The following is a 13391-nucleotide window of genomic DNA, read 5'->3' as shown; positions in this document are numbered from 1 at the left end:
TAGAGCGGTTCCGCTGCCTGCGCCAAGTGACATCCTGTCTCGCAGGTCAGCCGCGCGAGATCAGGATGAGGATTAGGAATATCACGGGCACCATCACGACGGCGGGGATATACAGGCCCGGCAAGCCAAACAGCATCACTGAACAGCCCCACATGCTGAAGATGGCGGCGGCGGTGTAATACCAGTCGTCCCCATCTGCATCGGCCGCATCGCGCGCCATCCAGCCAAACAGAGGAACAGCAAATAGCAGGCGCTGCCAGATGGGTGAGCGCGGGGGCATTTCGATTGCGGACATCTGGGTCTCCGTTCTGTTCGTCGCAGTTGGGATATAGGGGCGGCGCCCGGGTCGCAGTACGTGCAGATCGTCGCAGTGTGACAGCCTATCGCAGGCGGGCCAGAAAGGCGGTCAGGTCGTCTGTATGATGGTGGATGTGATCGGCCATGTGCGGTTCGGGCGCGACATGAACCGTGCGCATCCCCATCTCATGCGGGGCCGCCAGATTGCGCGGATCGTCTTCGAACATGGCCGCTTTTTCTGCCTTGATTCCGTCTTGCGCAAAGATGGCCTGGAATGCGGCCTTTTCGGGTTTAGGACGGTATCCCGCATGCTCAACCCCATAGATGGCATCGAACAAACCGCTGAGGCCACGCGCCGCAAGGACGCGTTCGGCATAGGGCGCGCTGCCATTGGTGTAGACAATGCGGCGCCCGGGCAGAGCACGAATATGTGCCGCCAGATCCACGTCCGGGTCCATATGGCTCATATCCACCTGATGCACGGCATGCAGGTAAGGGTCGGGATCCAGATCATGTTCGGCCATCAGCCCGGCCAGCGTGGTGCCATATTCGCGCCAGTAATGGGATCGCAGCCGGTCGGCCTCGGCCCGGTCGACGCCGATGGCCTGGACCACATAATCCGTCATCAGCACCTCGATCTGATCGAACAGGCGCATATGCGGCGGGTACAGGGTGTTGTCCAGATCGAACACCCATTGGGAGACATGGCTGAAGGCAGGTTTGACCATGCCTGCCGTTTAAGCCGCGCAGCGCAGGTTTTCAATGCAGTACTTGATTGTGCGCACTGCAGACGGATAGACATGTCCGAACGAGGAGAAAAACAAAAGATGCCCCAATCCAAGCAGTCCAACAGCGACGCCTACAGCCTTATTCTCGAAGCGATTGATGTGGGCATCTACAAGCCCGGTGACAGGCTGGTCGAAAGCGAGCTGGCCGAAAGGTTCGGTGTTTCGCGCACGCCAATCCGCGAGGCATTGCAGCGGTTAGAGACCCAATCCTTGCTTGAACGCGACGGGCGTTCGCTGATTGTGGCCTCATTGGACCACAATCAGATGGCAGAGCTATATGTCGTTCGCCGTGAACTTGAAGGTCTCGCTGCAAGTTTGGCCGCCAAGCACGCGACCGAGGAAGAGATCAAGGTGCTGCAGGAAATGGTTGCCGAAGATGATGCGCTGGTGGACAATCCAAACGCCCTGTCTCGGGCGAACCGGCGGTTTCACGAACAGATCCATCTGGCCTCGCACAACCGCTATTTGGTGCAACAGCTGAACCTTGTGCACCGTACAATGGCCTTGATGGCAACGACATCGCTTGCGGTTTCCGGGCGCGGTGAGATCGCGCAAAGTGAACACAAAGGCATCGTCGAGGCTATTGCCGCCCGTGACGAGCAAGCCGCGGAACGTGCGTTGAAAGAGCATATCTCGGTCGCTTTCATGACGCGTCTCAAGCAGGATGCGGTTCGTCGCGAAAGCTGACGGTCACATGTCGAAGGCTTCTTCACTAGCTTGACCGTGTTGGGTTTTGTCCCAGAAGAACGGGTTGATAGCCAATTCCCAAAGGGCTTTGTAAGCTGCCAGCACACCCAAGGGGAAATACAACGGCATTGTCGGCACCCACGGCATCAGAAACCGTCTTTCACGGGCAGAGACAGCCAGTATCCCGATGGTCACATTCGTGATCTCTGCAAATACGAATAGAGCTATCAGTATGGTCATGACCTTGCCCGGAATGACGGGATCCAGCGGGCTGGCCAATCCGAATGTGGTAAGCCAGAACAGCCACAAAACCGGGGCCAGCAGGAATTGTCCGACGGTGCCCAGAAAAAACGCCTGAAGCCCAAGGAAGCGCAGCACACCCAGCTCTTTCAGCAGATGGATCGGCGCGCGCATGTGGACAAGATATGTGACCATAAAGCCCTTGAGCCATCGTGAACGCTGTTTGACCCAAGGCCAGGCCCGAAAGTTTGCTTCTTCGAAAGTGGCGGTATCAACCATCTCGGTCCGATAACCCGCGCGGCTGAGGCGGACGCCCAGATCCGCGTCTTCGGTCACATTATGGGCATCCCAACCGCCCAGTTCCAACAGCTTTTCGCGACGAAAGAAAAAGGTTGTACCACCAAGTGGAACCACCAATCCCAACCTGGCAATGCCAGGCAGGATGACCCGAAACCAACTGTTATACTCGATGGTAAAGCAGCGAGACCGCCAGTTGGTGCGCGGGTTGTAATAGTCCAGAACGCCTTGCAAGCAGACGACGTCTTCACTGGCTTGGGTGAAATGTCCGACGACGCGTTCGATTTGATCGGGAAGCGGGGCGTCCTCGGCATCCCAAACGCCCAAAATGTCACCACGACAGAAATCCAGCGCATAGTTCATCGCGCGCGGTTTTGTCGTCAGCCCGCTTAATGCCGGTACTTCGATCGTGCGGACCCAACAGGGCAGCTCGATTTTGGCCAGGGTTGCACGGGTTACAATATCCGTTTCTTCCAAAACCAGAATGACGTCCAAAAGAGCTTTGGGATATGTCAGACGTCGCAATCGGCGGATCAGAGCGCCAGCAATCTCTCGCTCTTTGTACAAAGGGACCATGATGGAAACGCGAGGCAGTCGAAGAGGAAGCGTGGTGGCGGTCTGACTGTGGCGTTTTCCTTTGTAACACAGAAACGAGAGCAATCCCGCGAGTCGCAATGTCAGGAATAATACAAGCGACGTAACGGCCAAAACGACCAGAGCCAGCAGCCCCGGAATGGGTTGCGCCAGGAACAGTGTGGCGAGGCCAAGCACTATGGCAATCGGCCCAATACGCGAGTGCCGAGTCCAGGACCGGCAACTCTGAGCTATTGCCACACGGGTTTCAGCCTTTTCAGCAAGGCTTTCCGAGAAAATGCTGGCGATTGCACCGTCGATCCGGTCCGCATCGGCAAGCACGGGTATGATCGTTTGCTTTTCCTTTGCCAACTGCTTGCGAACTGCGTCGAATTGATCGGGATTGGCGGTAGCGACCAGCAGAATGGGACCGATGCGCATCCAGGGAATGATGTTGTGATCCAGCCAAAAGCTGGCGGGGCGGGTTTTGCAAAGGTCCGGATTTGGTGGATGCAGATCCAGGTCCGCGATCTGCAATCCTGTTTGTTCAGACAGCGCCGTCAGAACCTCGGACCGATCTACCCAGCCTTCGCCGACCAGGATTTCGCCCAGTGCAACATTTTGTCTGGATTGCAGGTGCAGGGCTTTTTGCAACTGATGGTTCGAAAGTAGCCCGCGGTCGATCAGGCAAGCCCCCAAAGGCTTGCGCACCGTTGTAGAAATCGGCGCGGCCGATGCGAAATGCTGCAGGTTCAGTTCAACCATTCAATCAACCCAGACGTGGTAATCTGCGTCAGGGTGGAGCGATTAAGGTTAACAGGCCGTTAAGGCTGTATGATTATGCCTGTGCCTTCCGGGCGGCCATCGCATGCGAGAACCGCTCGAACAGGTAGAAGCTGTCTTGTGGACCTGGAGATGCCTCTGGGTGGTACTGTACCGAATAGACCGGTCTATTCGTCATGCGAATTCCGCAGTTTGAACCATCAAACAACGAACGATGAGTCTCAACGACACCGTCGGGAAGGGTTTGAGCGTCTACCGCAAACCCATGGTTCATAGACGTTATTTCCACCTTCCCAGTCTCGAGATCTTTTACCGGGTGGTTCGCCCCGTGGTGGCCGTGATTCATCTTGACAGTCTGACCGCCAAGGGCCAGCGCAAGCATCTGATGACCAAGGCAAATCCCGAATACGGGTAGGTCGGTGGTGTCCAATACCTCTTTGATCATCGGTACTGCGTATTCACCCGTAGCCGCTGGATCACCGGGGCCATTGGACAGGAATACGCCGTCGGGACTATGGGCCAGAACCTCAGCCGCGGTGGCCGTTGCGGGCAGCACAGTGACATCGCACCCGGTCGAGGCAAGGCATCTCAGGATATTGCGCTTTGCCCCGAAATCCAGTGCCACAACCTTATGTACTGGGGCCTCTTGCCGTTTATAGCCATCTGGCCAGGCCCAACGCATCTCATCCCAGCGATAGCTTTGCGCACAAGTCACTTCCTTGGCCAAATCCATACCTTCAAGCCCGGCAAAGCCACGCGCAGCCGAAACCAGAGCTTCGATGTCAAAATTGCCCTCAGGATCATGGGCCAATGCCACATGAGGTGCGCCTTGCTGGCGAATTGCGCGGGTCAACCGGCGGGTATCGACACCGCCAATGGCAATACGCCCACGCTGGGCAAGCCATGATTTCAGCTCTTCAGCAGACCGCCAGCTGGACGGTTCGGTTGGGTCCCATTTGACGACCATTCCGGCCGCGACAGGATCACCGGTTTCGTCATCCTCGGGGTTCACACCAACATTTCCGATATGAGGGAAAGTGAAGGTTACGATCTGTCCGGCATAAGAAGGATCGGTCATGATCTCTTGATAGCCGGTCATTGCGGTGTTGAAACACAGCTCGGCCACGGTCTGGCCTGTGGCGCCGAAACCGACCCCGTAGAACAGTGTTCCATCGGCCAAAGCCAGACATGCGGTGGGCTTGGACGGGGCGTTCTGGGCCATAGCGCGACTCTCCTGCAGGGTAAATCGGCGCATACCTAAGGGGGTTATGCGCTTGGGTCAAGTGTGTTCAATTTTTGGGCTATTGAGTAATATCAATGACTTAGATGTTGAGGCCCCCGGTTGTATCACGCTTTTTGTTTCGATATGGTCGGGGTTCCTTTTGTCATGGGGATGGACAAACTAAATGGATATGCGATCACGGGTGAATTCCGCCCTGAAGCAAGCAATGAAAGACAAGAACGCCGAGCGTCTGTCGACCCTACGTCTGATCAATGCAGCAATCAAGGACCGGGATATCGCGTCTCGTGCTGCGGTCAACGAGGAAGCCAAGGGTTGCGGTGATGCCGAAGTTCTTGAAATTCTAGGGAAAATGTCCAAGCAGCGTAAGGAAAGTGCGCGTGCTTACGAAGAGGGTGGACGCCTCGATCTGGCGGAGCGTGAACTGCGCGAGATAGAAGTCATAGAAGAATTCCTGCCCGAGCAACTGGACGACGATGAGGTGACGAAAGCCATCCAATCAGCGATTACGGCCACTGGTGCCGGGTCGATCCGGGATATGGGCAAGGTCATGGGCGAGCTCAAGACACGCTATACTGGCCAGATGGACTTTGGGAAAGTTGGGCCCATGGTCAAAGATCAGCTTTGTGCGGCTGCCAGCGGCTGACTGCCGTGACATGCTGAAAGTTTACTGCGCGACTGGTTCGCGCAGTTTTTCTTTGAGGTCATCGTAAAGCGCAATCCGCTCTTCCTCGGACAGGAATGCGCCGATTTCGACTTCGCGACCTTCACCCTTGAGGGTGACGTAGTTCGGAACCGGGCCGCCGCTCTGATGGATCTCGGGGCGGGCCCAATAGCGATTACAGGCCCATTCCTGCTGCCCCCGTCGCGGGTCATGATGTATCAGATGCGCCTGTGTTCCGGTCAGCGTCAGGACTTCGAATATGCTACGGGCCCGATAGTTTGACCGGAGCGCCAGCCAAAGGCCAATTACTGTTAGCAGCAGGAAGGGCAGCAACCCCCAAAGCAAGGCCGAGCCAAGAACGGCCAAAAGTGGGATCAGCCCGAATAGAAAGACCCCAAACACAACTCGCACCGCCCAAGGACGCGGCAGTGAGTTATGCGGCCACAGGCGCAATTCAAGTTCTGAAGTGGTGGTTTGATTCCATCTGTAGGGCATGGCCGGAAGATAGCCCAAAGCGCGTCCGAGTCGACGCTGAAAATTCAGATGACGTGCCCGACGCGGGCCCACGATAGGGCATCGTCCAGCCGATCATCCCCCCAAAAGACTTCGTTCCCCACAACCAGGCTTGGGGCGCCAAAAATGCCCAGCTTAATTGCGCGTAGTGTTTCCGCCTCAAGTGCGGCGACAATGTCGGGGCTGCGCGCGCGGGACAGGATCAGTCGGGGATCCTGCTGACTGCGATGTAGCGCTTCGGACAGGGCGGTTTCGCTGCCGGCCTCTACACCTTCTTCGAACCAGATCCGATATAGAATTTGCGTAAAGTTCTTGCCCCAGCCTTCTTCCATTCCCAACAGCGCTACTTGATTTGCCAAGGCAAGGTCAGAAATGGGGTAGGGCGCAGGAAGCTGGGCGTGCATATGGTACTTAGCCGCCCGACGCTCAATGTCGCGCCACATATAGGCGGATTTGACGGGTTTCCCTGCAAAGGGGATGTTCTTCTGCTGCGACATCACTGTGCGTACATTGAACGGCCGCCATGTGACGGACGCATCGTGTTCAGAACACCAATCGTCCAGGCGCATGATCGTCAGAAAGCTGTAGGTGCTTCCGATAGAGTACCAGAAATCAAGATCGGGCATATGAACCCTCGGGGTTGCCGATTGTTTTGCCTTTACCAGAGTACCCTATTTTGACCGATCTGGCGAATTTCCGGTGGCACGCCACTTAGAAATGAAAAACCCCGCCAAGTTGGCGGGGTTTTCTGTTGGTTCAGAGGGATCAGTGCGCGTGGCCCTTGTCCCAGTCTTCTTGCTTGGGCAGCTGCTCGAACGTGTGTTCGGGCGGCGGCGAGGGCAGGGTCCATTCCAGCGTATCCGCGTATTCGTTCCACGGGTTGTTCCGGGTCTCACGTGCGCCACGGAACAAGGCGTAAAACACGATACCAAAGAACAGCAGGAACGAGGCGAAGGATACAAAGGCGCCAATCGACGAGACATAGTTCCACTGCGCGAACGCTTCGGGATAATCGATGTAGCGACGTGGCATGCCCTGACGGCCCAGGAAGTGCTGCGGGAAAAAGGTCAGGTTGGCGCCGATGAAGAACAGCCAGAAGTGAACCTTGCCCCAGAACTCTGAATACTGACGGCCTGTCATCTTGGAGAAGTAGAAATAGATCCCAGCAAAGATCGCAAACACAGCGCCCAGCGACATCACATAGTGGAAGTGTGCAACCACATAATATGTGTCGTGATAGGCGCGGTCGATACCAGCCTGCGACAGAACCACACCGGTCACACCGCCAACGGTGAACAGGAAGAGGAAGCCGAAGGCAAACAGCATCGGTGTCTTGAACTCGATCGAGCCGCCCCACATGGTTGCGATCCACGAGAAGACCTTAACGCCGGTAGGAACCGCGATGACCATCGTTGCCAGCATGAAGTAGGCTTGCTGCTGGACCGACATGCCGACTGTGTACATGTGGTGTGCCCACACGACAAAGCCCAGTACACCGATCGCAATAAGTGCCCAAACCATCGGCAGGTAACCGAAGACTGGCTTGCGCGAGAAGGTCGCGATGATGTGGCTGATAAGGCCAAATCCAGGTAGGATCACGATGTACACTTCTGGGTGGCCAAAGAACCACAGGATGTGCTGATACAGGATCGGATCACCACCACCGGCCGGATCAAAGAAGGTGAAACCAAAGTTGCGGTCCATTAGCAACATGGTGATCGCGCCCGCCAAAACCGGCAGCGACAGAAGAATCAGCCACGAGGTGATGAAGATCGACCAGCTGAACAGCGGCACCTTGAACAGGGTCATGCCCGGGGCACGCATGTTCAGGAAGGTGGTGATCATGTTGATCGCGCCGAGGATCGAGGAGGCGCCCGATACGTGCACGGCAAAGATCGCAAGGTCCATGGACATGCCGCCCTCGCTCGTCGACAGCGGCGGGTACAAAACCCAGCCGACGCCCGAACCAAGCTGGTCATTACCACCGGGGCTCAGCAGCGAGGCCACGCCCAGCGAAGTACCGGCGACATAGAGCCAGAAGGACAAGTTGTTCATCCGCGGGAACGCCATGTCCGGTGCGCCAATCTGCAACGGCATGAAATAGTTGCCAAATCCGCCGAATAGGGCAGGGATGACCACGAAGAACATCATCAGAACACCGTGATAGGTGATCATCACGTTCCACAAATGCCCGTTCGGAGTACAGAGCTCGGCACCGCTGCCGAACAAGCGGAACCCTTCCATGCACATGTGCTGTACCCCGGGCTCCATCAATTCGATCCGCATGATAACAGTCATCAGAACCGAGATTAGACCGGCCAGGGCCGAGACGATCAGGTACAGAATCCCGATGTCCTTGTGGTTGGTCGACATGAACCAGCGGGTAAAGAACCCGCGCTGGTCTTCATGGTCGTGACCATGAATGGCTGCGTCTGCCATTAGGTGCCTCCTGTTGCAACTACACCGCGCTGTCGGACCTCTCCAACGCGCGGGATTCCTGCTGGTTTTAGATTGCGTGGGGGCGACCTTCAATGGTCGAGTTTGATCTGGATCAAGATTAATTGTCGCGGGTGCCGGTTGCAGGGCTTCGAAAAAGAGCACAACTTTCGGCAAATGGAGGAGACCGGATGGTTCTGAACTACGTGACGACCGAAAAGGCTCAGGCGGCCACCGGGCTACGCATGATCGTTGTCGGAGGTGTGCCAAGCCCTTGGAGCGAAGCCGCAAAGGGTATTTTTCACGTAAAGCGTCTGCCTTGGCTGCCAGTTTATCTGGACCATCAGGACCGGGCGCAGACCATCTGGGCGCAAACGGACAGCGCACCGGTTGTGTTCTGGAAAGATGAGGCACCGCTTTCCGAAACGGCCGATATTGTCGCCTTGGCACAACGAATCGCGCCTGAGCCAGATTTGTTGCCAGCATCAATGGCGCCCGACATTCTCGCCTTCATTGACTTACTTGCGGCCCCAAATGGATTGGGCTGGCAAAGGCGGCTTCAGCAAATCCATGCTTGTATGCGAGGCCAAGAAGGTGGGTTCCATCCCAAGATTGCCGACTATCTTGGCAAGAAATACGGCTATGATACAGAAGCAGGTGAAATGGCTGCCGATCGCGCTGATGGGATATTGAAACGCGTCAGTAGCAAGCTCACAGAAAGTGGTGATTTTCTGTTTGGCAACACGCTCACTGCAGCAGATATTTATTGCGCTGCCTTCATGGCTTTGTTCGCACCGTTGCCGGAAGAGTTGTGTGCTATGCGGCTGAGTACCCGAAGGGTTTTCGAGCATATATCCGATCCTGTACGGGATACTCTTTCGGCAGGTTTGCTGTTGCATCGGGACAGGGTATACCGCGATTTTCTGGAAACACCTTTGTCGCTCTGATCGCATGTGCATTGCGTCTTGACCGCCAAGGTGCGGCACCGCACAAACACCTCATGAAAAACGTCCAAACGGAGGCCGAGTATGTCTGCCTATGATCCCGATAACATTTTCGCCAAGATCCTGCGTGGTGAAATCCCTGCAAACCGGGTCTATGAAGACGACGACACACTGGCCTTCATGGACATCATGCCGCGCACGGACGGGCATCTGCTGGTGATCCCGAAAACGCCTTGTCGCAACGTGCTGGATGCCAGCCCAGAACAGCTTGCTTCTGTGATCTCAACGGTTCAGAAGATGGCACAGGCGGTGAAAGCGGCGTTTGGTGCGGATGGTGTCACCATCCAACAGTTCAACGAGGCTGCAGGTGGGCAAGAGGTGTTTCATCTGCATTTCCACGTTCTGCCGCGGCACGAAGGCGTTTCGATGCGACCGCCGGGCAATATGGGTGATTTTGACCTGATCGCTAAAAACGCCGCTAAAATCAAAGACGCGCTGGCCTGATCACCCGCTACAGGATCAGTGCGATCCAAGGCATTTGCTATGGTCGCCAAACGCGTTCAGCACTTCACATACATGGTCGTGGGTGCCGTCACAGGCGGCTGTGATGCGTTCCAGTTCGGCCTCAAGGCTGCGCAGCAATGTTATCCGGTTGCGCAGTTCAGTCAGCTGACGATCCGCGATTTCATGAACATGGTCCAGATCCGCCCCCTGCGCCCCTTCCAAAGAAAGCAACGCCTCGACATCCGGCAAAGGCAGGCCCAGATCACGCGAGTGCCGGATAAATTGGAGGCGTTTCAGAGCAGTCTCGTCATATCTGCGCTGATTGCCCGCCGTCCGATACGGTTTGGCCAACAAGCCTTTTTCCTCATAGAAACGGATCGTGGGCACCTTGACCCCGGTTTGCCGCGACAAATCTCCGATTGAGTACATTTTGTGCTTTTTGCCTCTTGAACCTCTAGTGACTAGAGGAATTACATAAGATGGCAGTTCAAAACAAGGATCTGATCTGCCATGTCACATAACCACACCCACTCTCACATTGATCCGAATGCCGGTGACCGGAGGGTGGTCGGAGCGATCGGCGTCAATATGGTATTGACGCTTGCACAAATAGTGGGGGGCATTTTGTCTGGCTCACTGGCCTTGATCGCAGATGCCTTGCATAATTTTTCAGATGCCATCGCGCTGATCATCGCGTTTTTCGCTCGTAAGATTGCGCGACGCCCGGCAGATCCACGGATGAGCTTTGGTTATGGTCGGGCAGAGGTTGTGGCCGCTCTTGTTAACTACACCACTCTTGTCGTTCTTGCCGTTTATCTGATGTACGAAGGTGTCATGCGGTTTATCGAGCCCGAACCGGTGAATGGCTGGATCGTCGTCTGGATCGCAGCGCTGGCCCTGATCGTCGATCTGATCACGGCTGCCCTGACCTATTCGATGGCAAAGGACAGTATGAATATCAGGGCGGCCTTTCTGCACAATGTGGCAGATGCATTGGGCTCGTTGGCAGTGATCGTCGCCGGAACCTTGGTCATCGTGTTCAACTGGACATGGGTGGATCCCGCCGTAACTATTCTGATCTCGGTCTACATCCTTTGGCATGTGAAATCTGAAATTGGCGAAACCATTCACGTCTTGATGTTGGGTGCACCATCCGACCTTGACCCAGAAGAGGTCGCTTCGATGATCGAGGCCACCGAGGGCGTTGTTTCGGTCCATCACGTTCATCTGTGGAGTATGCAGGAGCACGAACCTGCCCTGACTGCACATGTGGTTGCGACCAGCCACGCAGACGAAGATGCCAGGTGGCTTTCCACAACCATCAAGAATGCGCTGCAGGATCAGTTCGGGATTGGCCATGCAACGCTTGAAATTGAAAGTGGGGAAGAGGTTTGTGGCCATCCGGCCCGGTTTGGACATGACAAACACGAGCACTAAAAAAGAAATTGCCGTTCCGATTTGGGGTCGGAACGGCAGACTCGTAACCAAAACACTTACCTGTTTTCCCAGGGTATACCTGCGATCACCGGCTTAACACACCACTCACTCTAGAACGGTAAATCCATACTAGGCGTTAATGGGACCCAAGTATTCATATTTGTGAAATTTATCTAGATTCCGTCGGAAACCAGACGGACCAATCGGGAATTGTTTCCAAATTTTGAAACAGAGCGGATCTGACGGCTGGATTGTAGTCGGTGCCGGGCTGTTTTTCGATTCGTGATCCGAGTTAATCCGCCCCCGCGGGTCCAAAAACCTCAGCGAAGGTTTTTCTAAGCGCGTTGTCCACATCATCCATCGCGACCGGAAGACCCAGATCGACCAGAGAAGTCACGCCATGGTTCGAGATGCCGCAGGGTACGATCCCAGAGAAATGGCTCAAATCCGGTTCGACATTGATCGAGATGCCGTGAAAGCTGACCCATTTACGCAATCGCAGGCCGATCGCCGCGACTTTGTCCTCGGCTTTTTCGCCTGCTGGCGTCAGCGGCTTGTCATCCCGTTGCACCCAGACACCAACACGGCCGTCGCGGATTTGCCCGGTCACGTTGAACTCGGCCAAAGCTGCGATCACCCAATTCTCAAGCTGCTTTACAAACTTGCGCAGATCCCTGCCGCGTTTGTTCAGGTCCAGCATGACATAAGCAACGCGCTGCCCCGGACCATGATAGGTGTATTCACCACCGCGTTTTGACGTATAGACTGGAAATCTGTCCGGGTCTTTCAGGTCTTCGACCTTGGCTGAAGTGCCCGCTGTGTACAGGGCAGGGTGCTCAAGTAGCCAGATACACTCATCCGCCTCACCCGCCGCGATATCGGCCACGCGCGCCTCCATAAAGGCGATGGCCTCATCATAGTCGGTCAATCCGTCAGTAATCTTCCATTCCATGTCGGCTCCTTAGCGGCTGGATGCATGGATGGAAAGACCTAGGCTGCTTCGGTCAAACAGCGCTGCAGGACCTGCGCATAGGTGTCCGCCCCCTGCGCCCCAGTCAGCAGATACTTTCCGCCAAACACCATTGCGGGAACGCCGGAAATACCGCGACCGGTCCAGTATTGCTGCTTCTCTCGAACCGGCGCGGCATGAGCACCTGATTCAAGCACCCTGCGCGCAGCATTCCGATCCAGACCGGCAGTTTCCGCGGCCTCAAGCAGAACTTCAATATTCGAAACGTCCATTTGCTTGGTGAAATAGGCCTCGAACAAAGCCAGTTTCAGTGGATGCTGGCGACCCTGAGCCTCAGCCCAGTCAAGAAGCTGATGTGCAGCAAATGTGTTTACGATGCGACTTTCTTCATCAAAGGCGAAGGTAAAGCCCAAGTCAGCCCCGATTTGCGTCAATCGATCCCGCATCGCTTGGCTTTGTTCCGTCGAGGAGCCGTATTTCTCGGCAATGTGCTCACGCAGGTTCTGACCCTCGGACGCCATGTTTGGGTTCAATTCGAACGGATGCCAGCGCAGCTTTGCCAGAATATTTTGCTGTTTGAGCGCCAGATCCAACTGCCGGAATCCAACAATGCACCAGGGGCAAACCACATCCGAGACTATGTCGATCTGAACGATGGGGCGAGGGTCGGGCGAGGTCATGGCGGGGCTCCTGACGGGGTCATTTGGACGACAACCTGTTAAAGATAAGAGCGCCGAATGGGAATTCAAACCAACGTGATTTTTGCCTCTTCACATCTTGATCATCAAGGTCTATACGCCCCACTACCAAGTCACTAACAGTGCGGTCGTGGCGGAATTGGTAGACGCGCAGCGTTGAGGTCGCTGTGGGGTAACACCCGTGGAAGTTCGAGTCTTCTCGACCGCACCAAGTCATTGGATTTCATTCTTTTTAGGCCGAAATTCGCGACGCCTTCGGTGCGTTCAGTCGACGTGTCAAAGCCGGTCGCCAGCCGCCCGCTGTTAAGCAAGGTAAAGGC

15 protein-coding genes and 1 tRNA gene are annotated in these 13391 nt (G+C 55.7%); 6 read left to right on the top strand and 10 right to left on the bottom strand.

Going from position 1 to position 13391, the window contains the following annotated elements:
- Positions 1–46: 46 nt before the first annotated feature.
- The gene (locus AC2FH0_RS05160; RefSeq protein WP_271946430.1) at positions 47–295 is read right to left on the bottom strand and encodes a hypothetical protein; all 249 of its coding nucleotides are present in this window, start codon (positions 293–295) and stop codon (positions 47–49) included.
- Positions 296–380: 85 nt separating this feature from the next.
- Positions 381–1025: a pyrimidine 5'-nucleotidase gene (locus AC2FH0_RS05155; protein ID WP_142634490.1), complete on the bottom strand. Its 645-nt coding sequence runs from the start codon at positions 1023–1025 to the stop codon at positions 381–383.
- Positions 1026–1124: 99 nt separating this feature from the next.
- On the opposite strand from AC2FH0_RS05155, the gene AC2FH0_RS05150 reads away from it, so the two are divergent.
- Entirely contained in the window at positions 1125–1772 is a 648-nt protein-coding gene (locus tag AC2FH0_RS05150; protein ID WP_142634488.1) for a GntR family transcriptional regulator, read from the top strand.
- Positions 1773–1775: 3 nt separating this feature from the next.
- Here the strand turns inward: AC2FH0_RS05150 and AC2FH0_RS05145 are convergent, their stop codons facing one another.
- Positions 1776–3647: a glycosyltransferase gene (locus AC2FH0_RS05145; protein ID WP_496788731.1), complete on the bottom strand. Its 1872-nt coding sequence runs from the start codon at positions 3645–3647 to the stop codon at positions 1776–1778.
- A gap of 73 nt (positions 3648–3720) precedes the next feature.
- On the bottom strand, positions 3721–4887 hold the full coding sequence (gene carA / locus AC2FH0_RS05140; protein ID WP_496788730.1) for a glutamine-hydrolyzing carbamoyl-phosphate synthase small subunit: 1167 nt from the start codon (positions 4885–4887) through the stop codon (positions 3721–3723).
- A gap of 184 nt (positions 4888–5071) precedes the next feature.
- On the opposite strand from carA, the gene AC2FH0_RS05135 reads away from it, so the two are divergent.
- Positions 5072–5551 carry a GatB/YqeY domain-containing protein gene (locus AC2FH0_RS05135; protein WP_142634482.1) on the top strand — a complete coding sequence of 160 codons (480 nt, stop codon included), beginning with the start codon at positions 5072–5074 and terminating at the stop codon, positions 5549–5551.
- A gap of 21 nt (positions 5552–5572) precedes the next feature.
- On the opposite strand, the gene AC2FH0_RS05130 is transcribed toward AC2FH0_RS05135, so the two are convergent.
- The 3 genes from AC2FH0_RS05130 to ctaD form a co-directional block, all read right to left on the bottom strand.
- Complete coding sequence (locus AC2FH0_RS05130; protein ID WP_496695061.1) at positions 5573–6064, bottom strand: DUF2244 domain-containing protein; 492 nt, start codon at positions 6062–6064, stop codon at positions 5573–5575.
- Between the two features lie 44 nt (positions 6065–6108).
- Positions 6109–6708, bottom strand: a complete 600-nt coding sequence (locus AC2FH0_RS05125; protein ID WP_142634478.1) for a 2-hydroxychromene-2-carboxylate isomerase — start codon at positions 6706–6708, stop codon at positions 6109–6111.
- 139 nt (positions 6709–6847) lie between these two features.
- The gene (gene ctaD, locus AC2FH0_RS05120; protein WP_142634476.1) at positions 6848–8521 is read right to left on the bottom strand and encodes a cytochrome c oxidase subunit I; all 1674 of its coding nucleotides are present in this window, start codon (positions 8519–8521) and stop codon (positions 6848–6850) included.
- A 188-nt stretch (positions 8522–8709) separates the two neighbouring features.
- Here ctaD and AC2FH0_RS05115 point away from each other — a divergent pair, with 188 nt between their 5' ends.
- Both AC2FH0_RS05115 and AC2FH0_RS05110 read left to right on the top strand, forming a co-directional pair.
- On the top strand, positions 8710–9465 hold the full coding sequence (locus tag AC2FH0_RS05115) for a glutathione S-transferase family protein (RefSeq protein ID WP_496690743.1): 756 nt from the start codon (positions 8710–8712) through the stop codon (positions 9463–9465).
- Between the two features lie 81 nt (positions 9466–9546).
- Positions 9547–9966 (top strand): HIT family protein, encoded by a 420-nt coding sequence (locus tag AC2FH0_RS05110; RefSeq protein ID WP_496690742.1) that lies wholly within the window; start codon positions 9547–9549, stop codon positions 9964–9966.
- Positions 9967–9981: 15 nt separating this feature from the next.
- On the opposite strand, the gene AC2FH0_RS05105 is transcribed toward AC2FH0_RS05110, so the two are convergent.
- Positions 9982–10395 (bottom strand): MerR family transcriptional regulator, encoded by a 414-nt coding sequence (locus tag AC2FH0_RS05105; protein ID WP_281972282.1) that lies wholly within the window; start codon positions 10393–10395, stop codon positions 9982–9984.
- An 81-nt stretch (positions 10396–10476) separates the two neighbouring features.
- Between AC2FH0_RS05105 and AC2FH0_RS05100 the strand changes: the two genes are divergently transcribed.
- Positions 10477–11403 carry a cation diffusion facilitator family transporter gene (locus tag AC2FH0_RS05100; RefSeq protein WP_282021359.1) on the top strand — a complete coding sequence of 309 codons (927 nt, stop codon included), beginning with the start codon at positions 10477–10479 and terminating at the stop codon, positions 11401–11403.
- 292 nt (positions 11404–11695) lie between these two features.
- On the opposite strand, the gene lipB is transcribed toward AC2FH0_RS05100, so the two are convergent.
- Together lipB and AC2FH0_RS05090 are read right to left on the bottom strand one after the other, a co-directional pair.
- Entirely contained in the window at positions 11696–12355 is a 660-nt protein-coding gene (gene lipB, locus AC2FH0_RS05095) for a lipoyl(octanoyl) transferase LipB (protein ID WP_496690741.1), read from the bottom strand.
- A gap of 38 nt (positions 12356–12393) precedes the next feature.
- Positions 12394–13053 carry a DsbA family oxidoreductase gene (locus AC2FH0_RS05090; protein ID WP_496678127.1) on the bottom strand — a complete coding sequence of 220 codons (660 nt, stop codon included), beginning with the start codon at positions 13051–13053 and terminating at the stop codon, positions 12394–12396.
- 142 nt (positions 13054–13195) lie between these two features.
- Between AC2FH0_RS05090 and AC2FH0_RS05085 the strand changes: the two genes are divergently transcribed.
- Positions 13196–13282, top strand: a tRNA-Leu gene (locus AC2FH0_RS05085).
- Positions 13283–13391 lie beyond the last annotated feature (109 nt).

This window comes from Ruegeria sp. CDSC051, assembly GCF_059610665.1.
This window is presented reverse-complemented; position numbering and strand designations above follow the sequence as displayed.

Excerpts from the sequence above, each read along its gene's own strand:
- AC2FH0_RS05160 (WP_271946430.1), bottom strand. The coding sequence starts at position 295 with ATGTCCGCAATCGAAATGCCCCCGCGCTCACCCATCTGGCAGCGCCTG.
- AC2FH0_RS05155 (WP_142634490.1), bottom strand. The coding sequence starts at position 1,025 with ATGGTCAAACCTGCCTTCAGCCATGTCTCCCAATGGGTGTTCGATCTG.
- AC2FH0_RS05150 (WP_142634488.1), top strand. The coding sequence starts at position 1,125 with ATGCCCCAATCCAAGCAGTCCAACAGCGACGCCTACAGCCTTATTCTC.
- AC2FH0_RS05145 (WP_496788731.1), bottom strand. The coding sequence starts at position 3,647 with ATGGTTGAACTGAACCTGCAGCATTTCGCATCGGCCGCGCCGATTTCT.
- carA (WP_496788730.1), bottom strand. The coding sequence starts at position 4,887 with ATGGCCCAGAACGCCCCGTCCAAGCCCACCGCATGTCTGGCTTTGGCC.
- AC2FH0_RS05135 (WP_142634482.1), top strand. The coding sequence starts at position 5,072 with ATGGATATGCGATCACGGGTGAATTCCGCCCTGAAGCAAGCAATGAAA.
- AC2FH0_RS05130 (WP_496695061.1), bottom strand. The coding sequence starts at position 6,064 with ATGCCCTACAGATGGAATCAAACCACCACTTCAGAACTTGAATTGCGC.
- AC2FH0_RS05125 (WP_142634478.1), bottom strand. The coding sequence starts at position 6,708 with ATGCCCGATCTTGATTTCTGGTACTCTATCGGAAGCACCTACAGCTTT.
- ctaD (WP_142634476.1), bottom strand. The coding sequence starts at position 8,521 with ATGGCAGACGCAGCCATTCATGGTCACGACCATGAAGACCAGCGCGGG.
- AC2FH0_RS05115 (WP_496690743.1), top strand. The coding sequence starts at position 8,710 with ATGGTTCTGAACTACGTGACGACCGAAAAGGCTCAGGCGGCCACCGGG.
- AC2FH0_RS05110 (WP_496690742.1), top strand. The coding sequence starts at position 9,547 with ATGTCTGCCTATGATCCCGATAACATTTTCGCCAAGATCCTGCGTGGT.
- AC2FH0_RS05105 (WP_281972282.1), bottom strand. The coding sequence starts at position 10,395 with ATGTACTCAATCGGAGATTTGTCGCGGCAAACCGGGGTCAAGGTGCCC.
- AC2FH0_RS05100 (WP_282021359.1), top strand. The coding sequence starts at position 10,477 with ATGTCACATAACCACACCCACTCTCACATTGATCCGAATGCCGGTGAC.
- lipB (WP_496690741.1), bottom strand. The coding sequence starts at position 12,355 with ATGGAATGGAAGATTACTGACGGATTGACCGACTATGATGAGGCCATC.
- AC2FH0_RS05090 (WP_496678127.1), bottom strand. The coding sequence starts at position 13,053 with ATGACCTCGCCCGACCCTCGCCCCATCGTTCAGATCGACATAGTCTCG.